General features: G+C 48.0%; 12 protein-coding genes and 1 riboswitch. Of the genes, 5 read left to right on the top strand and 7 right to left on the bottom strand.

The window, feature by feature from the left end:
• Positions 1-9 precede the first annotated feature (9 nt).
• Entirely contained in the window at positions 10-927 is a 918-nt protein-coding gene (gene xerD / locus AZH43_RS17725) for a site-specific tyrosine recombinase XerD (protein ID WP_067672749.1), read from the bottom strand.
• 171 nt (positions 928-1098) lie between these two features.
• Here xerD and AZH43_RS17720 point away from each other — a divergent pair, with 171 nt between their 5' ends.
• The 5 genes from AZH43_RS17720 (at position 1099) to ftsW (ending at position 6235) form a co-directional block, all read left to right on the top strand.
• Positions 1099-1353 (top strand): FeoA family protein, encoded by a 255-nt coding sequence (locus tag AZH43_RS17720; protein ID WP_067672746.1) that lies wholly within the window; start codon positions 1099-1101, stop codon positions 1351-1353.
• Positions 1350-3203, top strand: a complete 1854-nt coding sequence (feoB, locus tag AZH43_RS17715) for a ferrous iron transporter B (protein ID WP_067672743.1) — start codon at positions 1350-1352, stop codon at positions 3201-3203. The genes AZH43_RS17720 and feoB overlap by 4 nt, the downstream gene beginning before the upstream one ends.
• A gap of 40 nt (positions 3204-3243) precedes the next feature.
• Positions 3244-3495, top strand: coding sequence for a DUF6587 family protein (locus tag AZH43_RS17710; protein WP_067672740.1), 252 nt, complete (start codon positions 3244-3246; stop codon positions 3493-3495).
• A 175-nt stretch (positions 3496-3670) separates the two neighbouring features.
• Entirely contained in the window at positions 3671-5017 is a 1347-nt protein-coding gene (gene murD / locus AZH43_RS17705) for a UDP-N-acetylmuramoyl-L-alanine--D-glutamate ligase (RefSeq protein ID WP_067672737.1), read from the top strand.
• Positions 5018-5038: 21 nt separating this feature from the next.
• Entirely contained in the window at positions 5039-6235 is a 1197-nt protein-coding gene (ftsW, locus tag AZH43_RS17700) for a putative lipid II flippase FtsW (protein ID WP_067672734.1), read from the top strand.
• 172 nt (positions 6236-6407) lie between these two features.
• On the opposite strand, the gene gluQRS is transcribed toward ftsW, so the two are convergent.
• From gluQRS to AZH43_RS17670, 6 genes are all read right to left on the bottom strand, one after another.
• Positions 6408-7325, bottom strand: a complete 918-nt coding sequence (gluQRS, locus tag AZH43_RS17695; RefSeq protein WP_067672731.1) for a tRNA glutamyl-Q(34) synthetase GluQRS — start codon at positions 7323-7325, stop codon at positions 6408-6410.
• A 2-nt stretch (positions 7326-7327) separates the two neighbouring features.
• Entirely contained in the window at positions 7328-7843 is a 516-nt protein-coding gene (dksA, locus tag AZH43_RS17690; protein ID WP_067672728.1) for an RNA polymerase-binding protein DksA, read from the bottom strand.
• A gap of 207 nt (positions 7844-8050) precedes the next feature.
• Positions 8051-8860: a 3',5'-cyclic-AMP phosphodiesterase gene (cpdA, locus tag AZH43_RS17685; protein ID WP_067672725.1), complete on the bottom strand. Its 810-nt coding sequence runs from the start codon at positions 8858-8860 to the stop codon at positions 8051-8053.
• Between the two features lie 10 nt (positions 8861-8870).
• The gene (locus tag AZH43_RS17680) at positions 8871-9491 is read right to left on the bottom strand and encodes an NUDIX domain-containing protein (protein ID WP_067672885.1); all 621 of its coding nucleotides are present in this window, start codon (positions 9489-9491) and stop codon (positions 8871-8873) included.
• A gap of 82 nt (positions 9492-9573) precedes the next feature.
• The gene (gene thiC / locus AZH43_RS17675) at positions 9574-11469 is read right to left on the bottom strand and encodes a phosphomethylpyrimidine synthase ThiC (protein ID WP_067672723.1); all 1896 of its coding nucleotides are present in this window, start codon (positions 11467-11469) and stop codon (positions 9574-9576) included.
• 143 nt (positions 11470-11612) lie between these two features.
• Positions 11613-11742: riboswitch (TPP riboswitch) on the bottom strand.
• 92 nt (positions 11743-11834) lie between these two features.
• Positions 11835-12878: a hypothetical protein gene (locus AZH43_RS17670; protein ID WP_067672720.1), complete on the bottom strand. Its 1044-nt coding sequence runs from the start codon at positions 12876-12878 to the stop codon at positions 11835-11837.
• Positions 12879-13154: the final 276 nt, after the last annotated feature.

Raw genomic sequence — 13154 nt, 5'->3', positions numbered from 1 at the left:
CCAATTTGATTACGCGCGCGGATGATGCGCCGCATGCAACTGCTGCATGCGCACTTGCGCAACATGGGTATAAATTTGCGTGGTGGATAAATCGCTGTGGCCAAGCAGCATTTGCACCACCCGCAAATCCGCACCGTGATTCAGCAAATGGGTGGCAAAAGCATGCCTTAAGGTATGCGGTGAGAGTTCTGACTGGATATTGGCCTGCAGCGCATAGCGTTTAATGGCATACCAAAAATTCTGCCGGCTCATAATGCCGCCGTGCTGGGTTAAAAACAGGTAATCGGTTGATGTCTTATATAAAGCTGCACGGGCTTCATTTAAATATTTTTCCACCCATTCGCAGGCGAACTGCCCTAATGGAACCAAGCGTTCTTTGTTGCCTTTGCCGACAATGCGCAAATAGCCCTGCTTTAAATTGATCAGATCCAAACGCAAGTTCAGCAATTCTGTCACCCGCAGGCCGCAGGCATATAAGACTTCCAGCATTGCCCGGTCCCGCAGGCCTAAGGCGGTGCTGATGTCCGGCGCATGAATCAGCGCTTCCACGTCAGCCTCAGATAAGTCTTTGGGCAGGGCGCGGCCTAGCTTAGGAGTTTTATGGGTACTGACCGGATTGTCGTCACGCAGCTTCTGTTCACGCAGAAATTTAAAAAAAGAGCGTAGCGCAGACAGCGTGCGGGCAATGGAGCGCGGACTCTTGCCTTGCTTGGTCAAGGCCAGCAGCACATCAGAAATATCATCGCTGCTCCACGCCGGCATAGGGCTTAAGCAGCTTTCACTGCATTGAATCAAATCAGATAAATAAGCATTGCGCGTATGCGGGCTGACCGTCTGGGCGATCAGAAAATCGCGGAAGCCTTGTAAAAAGCTCAGCTGTTCAGGAATTGTAACGGGCGCAGGGACACGCGGTTTTTTATTTAACATGCAATTTCAACTTATTGGCGCTTTGCCCCGAAAGAGAGGGCATGATGCAATGTAATGCAATTTGTTTTTCCTGTCGATGCGCCGTTTGGAAATGAGAATTGAAATCGAATCTGATTTGGTAATTATTCTCATTTGCTTGTATAATGTTCAAAATTTTTTAGGATTAGATGCGTGCGTTTATCTGATTTGAAAGTCAAACAATCTGCCATCATTCAAAAGGTTCACCGTATTGAAGATGAGCGCTCCCAAGCTGATCTGGTGGCGGGCCGTTTGGAAACATTGGGCTTTATTCCAGGTACAAAAGTGCAAGTCATTACCAAAGGAATTTTTGGCGGGGATCCGATTTTAATCCAAATCGGTTTTACCCGTTTCGCATTGCGTAAAGCAGAAGCAGAAAAAATTGAAATTGAAGGAGCGCCTGCATGAGTGATGCGCTGCGTATTGCCCTTGTCGGTAACCCTAACTGCGGTAAAACATCTTTATTCAACCATTTAACCGGCACACGTCAGAAAGTTGCCAACTACGCTGGCGTGACGGTTGAACGCAAAGTCGGCCAATTTGCACTGCCGTCAGGCAAGCCTGTGCGTGTGCTGGATTTGCCGGGAACATACAGCCTCAACGCGACCAGTCCGGATGAAGCCATCACCCGGGATGTTGTGCAAGGCAAAATTGCGGAAGAAGGCCATCAGGATGCGTTTTTGTGCGTGGTTGATGCGACAAACTTGAAACTGCATTTGGGCTTGGTGATGGAAGTGATTGCGCTGGGGCGTCCAATGCTGCTGGTGCTGAATATGATGGACGAGGCGCGCCGCCGCGGCATGCAGATCAACACGCAAAAGCTGTCAGAGCGTTTGGGTATTCCTGTCGTGGAAACGGTGGCTGTACGCAATGCCGGCATTGAAAGCCTGATGAGCGCTTTGGATCAGGAAAAATTTGCTGCGCCGCATACTGAACTCAGCGGCCTGACGGGTGACAATCATCAAAAGATTGATACGATTTTGAATGATGTGGTGCATTTCGTCGATCAAGAAGATAAGCGCTCTGACTTTTTAGATAAGATTTTTCTGCATCCAGTATTGGGCTTAGTCAGCTTAGCGGTCATGATGTTCATTATCTTTCAGGCTGTCTTTGCTTGGGCTGCGCCATTTATGGACGGCATTGAAGCGTTCTTTGGCTGGCTGGGCGAATTTATTGGCCCGCATATTTCGCATCCGCTGCTGAACAGTTTGGTGGTGGATGGCATCATTGCCGGGGCAGGCGGTGTTGTGGTATTCCTGCCGCAGATTTTGATCCTGTTCTTTTTTATTTTGGTATTGGAAGAGTCCGGTTACTTGCCGCGTGCAGCTTTTCTGCTGGATAAGCTGATGTTCAAAGCCGGCCTGAGCGGACGTGCGTTTATTCCGCTGCTGTCCAGTTTTGCCTGCGCTGTGCCGGGCATTATGGCAACCCGAAGCATCAGTGACCCGCGCGACCGTTTGGTCACGATTTTAGTTGCGCCATTGATGACTTGTTCCGCGCGTTTGCCGGTATATGCGTTGCTGATTTCAGCCTTTATTCCTGAAAAAATGGTGTGGGGCATCCTTAATCTGCAAGGATTGGTGCTGTTTGCATTGTATATGTCGGGCATTGTCAGCGCTTTGATTGTCGCGACGGTACTGAAATTCTTCCAAAAAGATAAATCTCAGCATGCCTTGCTGATGGAGCTGCCAAGCTACCGCATTCCAGATATTAAGAGCATTTGGATTGGCCTGCTGGACCGCGCCAAAATATTCATGAAGCGGGTCGGCGGCATCATCTTTGCCTTGTCTATTTTGCTGTGGTTCCTGTGCACCTTCCCGCAGGCGCCGGAGAATGCTGCGCTGCCTGCAATCGATTATTCTTTTGCCGGCATGCTGGGGCATTTGATGCAGCCGATTTTTGCGCCGATTGGCTTCAACTGGCAGATCTGTATTGCCTTGATCCCTGCGATGGCTGCCCGTGAAGTGGTGGTGGCGGCATTGGGTACTGTATATGCCTTGTCGGCGGCTGATGATGATGCTGTCGCGCAAAGCCTATCTACCCTGATCAGTCAGGGTGATTTGGGCTGGTCATTGGCGACAGGCTTATCTTTGTTAGTGTGGTTTATTTATGCGCCGCACTGCTTGGCGACACTGGCGACTGTGAAACGTGAAACAGGTTCATGGAAAACAGTCGGCTTTATGACGGTGTATCTGTTCGGGCTGGCATATTTCATGGCCTTCCTGACATATCAGATTGCTTCGCATTACTTGGGTTAATACTGAAAGCATGCTCTGCAGCATGCGAAAGGAGACTGAAATGATTGAAGGTTTAATTGTGGCTGCCTTGGTGATTTGGAGCGCGGTCGTGGTGTTTAAGAAAGTTTTTCCTAAAGCGGCATTTTCAGTTTTCATGTCACTTTCAAATATCTTTGAAAAACAGGGCTGGAAGGCGGCGGCAAAATGGCTGAAACCTGCTGCGGTATCGGGCTGCGGCGGCGGCTGCGGCTGTTCTGCTGCCGAAGAGCCTGCGCAGAAAAAAACTGAAGTGCAGGCAGTAAAATGGAAATAAGCTCCAATTATTGAAAGCGCTTTTCAGCAAAATAAAAAAACCGTCATTTTTATGACGGTTTTTTTACGCGCTGACACAAAAAAACTGCCAGAAAGTCAAAACTGAAAAAGCATTCAAAACAGCAAAGTGCTAACATTTTGTCAGTTTTAAAAACAGACCATAAAATGGGGCAAAAATGTTAATACAGCGTGGTGGTTTAAAGGTCGTTGCTGGACTTGGAATTTCAGGTGTCGCCGCGGTTAATTTTTTACATGAACAAGGTTACCGCGTTGCTGTTACAGACTCACGAGCTACCCCGCCAGGCCATGACCAGATTCCTGCCAAAGTCCAAACCAGCTTTGGCAAATTAGATGAGGACCTGCTGCTTCAGGCTGAAGAAATTATCATTAGCCCAGGATTAGACCCGAAACTGCCGGAAATTCAGGCAGCGGCAGCCAAAGGCATTGCGATTGTCAGCGAAATTCAAATTTTGCGCCGCGCAACGGATAAGCCGATTGTTGCCATTACGGGTTCTAATGCCAAAAGCACTGTCACGACACTGCTGGGTTTAATGGTTAAAGATGCGGGACGGAAGGTGGCTGTAGGCGGCAACTTAGGGCGTCCGGCATTGGATTTAATCAAAGATGATCCAGAGCTGTATGTGCTTGAGCTCTCCAGTTTCCAGCTGGAAGCGACTTCAAATCTGGCTGCTGAAGTGGCAGTGGTGCTGAATATGAGTGAAGACCATTTAGACCGCCACGGCGATATGATGGGCTATCACACAGCGAAACACCGTATTTTCCAAGCTGTGAAGAAAGTGGTGTTTAACCGCGATGATTCTTTAACCCGCCCGCTGGTGCCGGATGCGACACCGATGCAAAGCTTCGGGCTGAATGCGCCGGATATGAATCAATTCGGTGTTTTGCGGGATGATGACGGCACGATTTGGCTGGCGCGCGGCCGTGAACGTTTGCTGCAAAGCTCTGATATGTATATTCAAGGCACGCACAATGTAGCGAATGCTTTGGCCTGCTTGGCGCTTGGCGAAGCGATCGGCTTGCCTTTAGACAGCATGCTGAATACGTTGAAAACCTTTAAAGGCTTAGAACACCGCTGTGAGTTTGTAAAAGAATTGGCCGGTGTGCGCTATTACAATGACTCGAAAGGCACCAATATTGGCGCAACACTGGCGGCGATTGATGGCTTAGGCGCAGCCATTGAGGCCAAAGGCGGCAAGGTGGCGATTATTTTGGGCGGGCAGGGCAAAGGTCAAGATTTTACGGCGCTGCGTGACTCGCTCAGCAAATACGCCAAAGTGGCGGTATTGATAGGCGAAGACCGTCCGCTTATTGAAGCTGCAATTTCAGGCACGGCTGAACTGCTGCCTGCCGCGACTTTAAAAGAAGCGGTTGAAATCTGCCAGCAGCATGCGCAGGCCAATGATGTCGTGTTATTGTCGCCGGCATGCGCAAGTTTTGATATGTTTAAAGGTTACAGCGAGCGCGGTCATCAGTTTGTTGACTGCGTGAATTCATTGGCTTAAAAGAATGATAAGGAACGTTGTATGGCTGGGTTAGCTCAGACGACCATCAGTAAAATAAATGAAGTCTATGACCGGTGGGCGCCTCGGCTGCCTGCCGAAGTCAACATGCGCAATGTGCTGATTTTTTGCGTGCTGGCGCTTTTGTGCTTAGGCTCCATTATGGTGGCTTCGGCATCAATGCCGTATGCAGACCGTCTGCATGAAAATGCATTTCACTATATTACACGGCACGGAATTTCAATTCTGGTGGCGTGCATTGCCGCATTCATGGCCTATAAAGTGCCGATGAATGTCTGGTTCAACAATACCTTCCCGCTGTGGCTGCTGACTATTCTTCTGCTGGCGGTGGTGCTGGTGGCGGGAACTGAAGTCAATGGCTCAACGCGCTGGATCCGGATAGCCGGTTTTACTTTGCAAGCTTCTGAGGTCGCCAAAGTCATGATGGCGATTTTTACTGCAGATTATGTCGTGCGCAGGGCCGAGGAAGTGCGGACCAGTGTTTCCGGGCTTGTGCGTTTGGGCGTGGTGATGATTATTACCGTGGGCTTGATTCTGGCAGAGCCGGACTTGGGCGCGACAGCAGTGATTGTCTTAATGATCCTAGGGGTATTTTTCCTTGCAGGCGCGCCGGCTATCCAGTTTATTGCTTTTATGGCGTTTATTGTTGCAGGTTTAGTCATTGCGATTGTTTTCGAGCCTTACCGCCTGCAGCGCGCGCTGTCGTTCACAAACCCATGGGCAGACCCGTTAGGGACTGGCTACCAGCTGTCGAATGCCTTAATGGCTTTTGGCCGCGGTGAGTGGTTTGGTGTGGGGCTTGGCCACAGTATCCAAAAAATGTCGTATTTGCCGGAAGCGCATACCGACTTCATGCTGGCCATTTTAGGTGAGGAATTCGGATTTTTTGGCATCACGACGGTTCTGGTGCTGTCATTCACCATGGTGGTCTGCTGCATTAAAATCGGACACCGCGCGCTGAAAAACCAGTACCTGCGTGCAGGCTATTTGGCGTATGGCATCAGTATTATTTTTCTGCTGCAAATTTTAGTGAATGCGGGCATGAATATGGGCATGCTGCCAACCAAAGGTTTAACGCTGCCCTTTATCAGTTATGGCGGCTCATCTTTGATTATGTGTGCCGTGATGATCAGCCTGATTCTAAAAATTGAAGCCACGACTTGCCAGACTAACCCGAGCAAAGAAGAATCCAGCTTCTAGATAGGGTGAAACTGCAATACCAAGCTGGGCATAGCTGTAAACTGTGCCCGGCTTTTTTATGTTTTAAAAGATTGGAATTCAGAATTTTTCAGCCGGTGTTTATCTTTCGGTTGCTGAGTGAGGCCTTAAGCGGATATCAGTGCAGAAATTTGAAATTTTACAGAAGGCCGGCTTATAGATAATGGCCGTGCAGTTCCGTGCAGTGCGGGATCAAGGCAATATCCCACTGCGCGATGGCCTGCTGAAGCATTTGAGCCGGGCGGTCCAAATCGACTTCCGGCTGACGCAAAGCGCGTAAAGCCTGCTGCAGGAGCTGCGGCGCCTGTGTTAAGTCCAAGGCCTGCGCCATATTTTGCTTAGACAATTTTTGGCCCTGATCATTCATGGCCAAAGGCAGATGCATATATTGCAGCTTAGGATAGCCCAGCAGCTGACCCAGCCAAATCTGCCGTTCTGTATTGTCTAAAAGGTCGGCGCCGCGTACAACATGCGTCATGCCCTGCAAATAGTCATCCACCACAACCGCCAGCTGATAGTTAATAATCCCGTCGCGCCGTTTCAATACGAAATCGCCAAGATCCTGCTGTAAATTGCAGCAATGCGTGCCTTGCAGGCGGTCTGTAAAGCAGATTTCTTGGTCATCAACTTTGACGCGGATGGCCTGATGCTCTAAGGGCAGATCCAGATTGCGGCAGGTGCCTTGATAAATATGATTGGAACCCAGCATTTTCCGGGTGCACTGACAGGCATACACCAAGCCTTGCTGATGCAGCTGCTCAATCACAGCTTCATAGAGATTCAGGCGGTCTTTTTGAAAGATGATTTCGGCATCGGGATCAAACTGAAAAGCATCAATTGAACGAAGAATATGATCTTCACTGCCGGGGTAAATGCGGGGGATATCGGTGTCTTCAATACGCACCAGCCATTTGCCGCGGTGCGCTCGGGCATCGCAATAGCTGGCGACAGCGGTAATCAAAGAACCAAAATGCAAAGGGCCGGTTGGCGATGGCGCAAACCGGCCCACGTAATTCACTTCATCTTTCCCGTCCTTATTGCAAGGAGGAGTCAGGGAGGGATTACTCAGCATGCTTAACCGTTATTCTGTTTCTCTTTGATTTCTGCAAGGGTTTTGCAGTCAATGCATAAAGTCGCAGTCGGACGTGCTTCTAAACGGCGCAGGCCAATTTCAATACCGCAAGTTTCACAGAAACCGTAGTCATCATTTTTGATGGCTTCAATAGACTGCTCAATTTTGCGGATCAATTTGCGCTCACGGTCACGTGTACGCAATTCAATTGCAAATTCTTCCTCTTGCGTTGCACGGTCATTTACGTCAGGAAGCGCCGTGTTTTCATCTTGCATGGTGTTTAAAGTACGGTCTACTTCAGACATCAGCTCAGCTTTCCATGCCAGCAATATTTGGCGGAAGTGCACAAGCTGGCCTTCGGACATATATTCTTCATTTTTCTTAGGCTGATAAGGCTCAATACCAAATAAGCTAGCAGTTGAACCACCTTCAGATGCCTTTGGCTTAGTTTTACGGACGCGTTTAACTGTTGTATCAGCTTGTTCGTCTAAGACTTGGTTTTGGTTGTCATTCGCCATATAGGGCATTCCTCATCATATGCATATATCAATACGCAAAAAATATGGTGATATGCAAGTTTTTTATCGACCCTGAAAGAGATTCCTCCAGCAGGGTCGTCATCATATAGACTTTTTTTCGATTTTGATAGTCTTAGATGCTGGGTTCTTAACTATCACTTTTCCATCAGAAGCCATAAATTAATAGAAAAAAAACAAAATGAAAAGTTAATAACCGGAAATTTCGGTATTAATTTTAGGTTGGTTGATTTTTACACGAATGACTTCCGTCGAAAACTCGCCATTATCATTCAAATGCAGCACGCGGTAACCCGGCAAGGACTCATCCAATGCAAAAGAATCGCTGCGCGGCTTGAACTGAACGCTGGTGGACGGCGTTGATAAAAACTGCACGCCATGCAGGTCATTGCGGGAATCCTGATGCACATGCCCGTACAGCACGGCTTTGACATTCTGATGTCTGGCAATCACGTCCAGCAGATGATCCGCATTTTTCAATCTGTGCTGATCAATCCAGAATGACTGCATGGCAAAAGGGTGATGGTGGCAGGCGATCAAGACATGATGATCCGCCTGTTCTGTCAGCATGCGCTCCAGCTGTTCCAGCTGTTCTTGCGCAACCCAGCCATCGACTTGCCCTTCAACTGCACTGTTGAGCAGAATCAGCCGCCAGTTGCCAAAACTCAGCATATGCGCGCAGTTTTGCTGACGGTGAAAAGGGAAGATCGCGGTGTCGTCATGATTGCCGGGAATCTGAAAATGCGGCACGCCCAGCGCCTGCATATAGCGCAAATAGCGCTCATATGTTTTAGAGACCGGCACCTGCGCTAAATCGCCGGTATGAATGACGGCGTCAACATCAGGCAGATGCTGCACCATATGCTGCATTACATCATGAAAGCTTTGTTCCGGATTCATCGCCGCAAACTCTAGATTAACCTGATCCATGAGATGCGTATCTGAAATTTGGACAATCGTCCAATCGGATGATGAATTTGTATGATTTGATAAAGGCATGTCCTTCCCCTTAGACACTCTTTATAGTATGAATTTTCTGCTGCAGCCATTGCAAGGCCATAATGACAGGCGCATTCTTTAACCGACCGCCGGCAAGCAGTTCAGGCAGGTCTGCATAATTTAAAATATGCAGCAGAATATTTTCACCTTCATCCGGCATGCCGAAAATGCCCCCGCATTCTGGCAAAACAGCCTCTGCGGCATATAGATGAAACAATTCGGAACATGCGCCCGCTGAAGGATAGAAGCTGAACAGATGCTGCAGCTGATTCAGCTCACAGCCGGATTCTTCTAAACTTTCCCTGCGGATGCAGTTTTCCGCAGATTCGTCTCCGTCCAGCACGCCGGCAATAATTTCCAGCTGCCAAGGGGATACGGCATCATCTATGGCGCCAATGCGGAATTGTTCGATTAATGCGAATTTTGCCTGCCGGTCATTGTAAATCAGCACGCCGGCAGCTTCTGGCCGATGCACTAATTCTCTATGAATCACGGGCGTAAAAAGTGCTTGCGCAAACAAGCGGTGCCGAAGGCTGATTTTTTCAACTTGAATAAAGCCTTTGAATTGATATTCACGGCCTTCGATAGTGAAATCTTTTTTGTTATATGAAGCTTGTCTAATAATATTCATACGCTTAAAAATGGAAAGGATGAAAACGTCTGTTTTCATCCTAACTGAGATTTAAAGGAACACCAATTTCTTTTTTATTCAGTTACACTTTGTGGTACAACTTTTGACCATGTTTATGGTAGGCGGTTTTCATCGCTTCCATGCCGGCGTCAATGTCCGGACTGTGCTTTGCATCTGGTTTCTCATTTAGTTGATTTTTAGCATAATTTCTAACATTTTGCGTAATTTTCATGGAGCAGAACTTGGGTCCGCACATCGAGCAGAAATGGGCCGATTTATGCGCTTCTTTCGGCATGGTTTCATCGTGCATTGACCGGGCTGTATCTGGGTCCAGGCTCAAATTGAACTGATCTTCCCAGCGGAATTCAAAACGCGCTTTCGATAAGGCATTGTCACGCGCCTGCGCTCCCGGATGGCCTTTGGCCAAGTCTGCAGCATGAGCGGCAATTTTATAGGTGATGATGCCGTCTTTGACATCTTTCTTATTCGGCAGGCCCAAATGCTCTTTTGGCGTCACATAGCAGAGCATGGCGGTGCCGTACCAGCCGATCATGGCCGCGCCAATGGCAGAGGTAATGTGGTCATAGCCCGGCGCAATATCGGTCGTTAATGGGCCAAGGGTGTAAAAAGGCGCTTCTTTGCAGACATCCAGCTGCAGATCCATATTCTCTTTGATCATATGCATTGGCACGTGCCCTGGGCCTTCAATCATAACCTGCACATCATGCCGCCACGCGCGGTGAGTCAGTTCACCCAATGTGCGCAGCTCAGAGAACTGCGCTTCATCATTGGCATCCTGTATGCAGCCCGGACGCAGGCCGTCACCTAGGCTGAAAGAAACATCATAGGCTTTCATGATTTCACAGATTTCATCGAAATGCGTGTACAGGAAATTTTCCTCATGGTGCGCGAGGCACCACTGCGCCATGATGGATCCGCCGCGCGAAACGATGCCGGTCAGGCGGTTAGCCGTCATCGGCACATAGCGTAAAAGTACGCCGGCGTGAATGGTAAAGTAATCAACGCCTTGCTCCGCTTGCTCAATCAGCGTGTCTTTAAAAATGTCCCATGTTAAGTCTTCTGCAGCGCCATTCACTTTTTCTAAAGCCTGATAAATAGGGACGGTGCCGATGGGAACAGGCGAGTTGCGGATAATCCATTCACGGGTTTCATGAATATTTTGACCCGTTGAAAGATCCATAATGGTGTCTGCGCCCCAGCGTGTCGCCCACGTCATTTTGGAGACTTCTTCATCAATGGATGATCCGAGCGCAGAGTTGCCGATATTGGCATTGATTTTCACCAAGAAATTACGCCCGATAATCATGGGTTCAATTTCAGGGTGGTTAATATTGGCAGGAATAATTGCACGTCCTTCAGCGACTTCTTTACGCACGAACTCAGGTGTGATTTCCATCAAATTGCGCGCGCCGAAATTTTGGCCGGCATGCTGCCGCATATCGGCGCCTTCATGCTGGCGCTGATTTTCACGGATGGCAATGTATTCCATTTCCGGGGTGATGATGCCTTGCCGGGCATAGTGCATTTGAGTGACATTTTTGCCGGTTTTGGCGCGGCGCGGGTTTTGAATATGCGCAAAACGAATACCCGCGGTACGGATGTCTTTCAGGCGTTCCTGCCCAAACGTTGAAGTGAGCGTGCTTAAGCGTTCAGTGTCTTCACGTTCTTCAATCCATTTTTCACGTACATTAGGCAGACCTTTATTCAGGTCAATTTCTGTATTCGGATCGGTATAGAAGCCCGACGTGTCATAGACCATCACCGGCGGGTTTTGCTCGCCGCCCAAACCAGTTGGGGTGTCGGTCAGCGCAATTTCGCGCATGGGCACTTGAATGTCAGGGCGTGAGCCTTGAATATAGACTTTAGATGATGCGGGTAAAATACGGGTGAGATCTTTTGCATCTTGCTCATGTTGAGCAGAAAGATCATGAGAAGAAAGATTCGTTAACTGGTTCATTGCAATGATCCTTATGAATGAAATCAACGAATCAAGCACGACCAAAAACGTAGCGGATTTGATCTGTTTTTTGCAGCTGTCCTCGATTCAAATATAGAGAGCAGCCGTGTATTTCTACAAAACAGACCAATTGCATGTGTTCAGTTTTTAGATGGCTTGATTCCTACGCAGGTCTTAACCTGATCAGGTTCAACGGTACTCGGGCTTAAGTTCATCTAAAGGAGGAACTGACCCGATCTCAGCGAGGACTTACTCGCGCTCCGTCAAGCGATGCACAGATGGTAGCTCAGTCGGATGATAAAAAACAGTCAGAAAGCGTGATTTATTCTGCCCATTCCGCTTTGGCTGGGATTAAGGCAGCCTCGTTATTCAAGGCAAACAGAGTCTGAAAAACAGTCTTTCTGATAATTGGGCGCAGGATTGCGCAAGTTAATGTACAGCTCCATTTGCTGCCAAGGGCTGAGTCCGGTTTGTCCTGCTGCATATTTTCTGCGCTGTTCAGGACTCATTTCCAAAAACTGCAGGAAGAGGCTGGACTGCAGCGCCAGTTCTGAACGCTTGAATTTTGAAGCTTTTTTCAGTTCTTCTAAGGTGCTGACCTTAACATCCATCGGGTCAGAATAATTGCTGGAAACCGGCGTGTTTTTTAGACCTTTGAACAGGAATATTTTATATTGATACAGTAAATGTTTAGCATCTTTCAGATAACTGCTTTTAGGATAGGTATGAATATAGTCTTCCCAAAACAGGGCGCGCCTGACAATTTCAAACGGTTCAATCAGCAAGGTCTGGTCTGAGAATGCAGGTTCAACATTTTGCAGGGCTAAATTTTCAATAAATATCCGCTCGGCATCCGGCATATAAGGCGCAAATATTTTGGCTAAATAGTCTGGGCTGCGGCGGTAATGCGCTTCAGCTGCGGTGGCGTCGACTAATTCAACATAAGCTTGCCCTTGATGCTTCAGCAAATACTGGTCGCGAAGCGTGAACTGTTCAAAATGGCTTTGATGAATGGTCGGATGCTGCGCCATATCAAATGCATATTGTTCAAACGTGAGCTGCTGAGAGGCAGAGCGCTCTACATGCAGAAAATTGCGGTACATTTGATTAGAGCGCTGGAGCAGTGCTTTCTGTTTTTCTAAAGGCTGCAGCGGCAGGCAGACTTTTAGGTCTTGATTGACTTGCTCAAGAGCAAAAGTGGTGCGCTGGTTATTAATTTCCAGCATATTTTTTTCGAGCTTTTGACACAGCAGCGTCAAGTCATCCGCTTCCTGCTGTTTATGTGCAGATTCGAGCTGTTCTTGCATAGGCTGCGGCTCAGGCTGCTGTTGGCAGCCTGAAAGCAGGGATATGCAAAAATAGGCAAAGAGAAGCTTTGCTGCAATAATAAAGCGCTTTGACACAGTCATCCGTTAATAAAGCTGATAGCAGGGTTGTTCGATGGAATGCGCATATTCTATAGCTGAAACGGCATGATACTGTGTAGTATTGTGGAGTTGTTTGTTACAGCGCCGTATGCAATGCGGTTGCTTTGCTTAAAGTGCGGTACAGTGAGAAGAAATTGATAAAAAATTAATAAAAAACATACGCGATATTGCATAAACCGCTTTAGGATCTGCTTACAATTGATATTCGGTGCCATACTGAAAAAGCTTGGCTGTGATGGATTTACGATAAAAAATGAA

Origin of the sequence: Acinetobacter pragensis (assembly GCF_001605895.1) — a bacterium.
Lineage (GTDB): Bacteria > Pseudomonadota > Gammaproteobacteria > Pseudomonadales > Moraxellaceae > Acinetobacter > Acinetobacter pragensis.
Note: the sequence above shows the minus strand (reverse complement) of the source record. Positions and strands in the feature narration are given on the sequence as shown.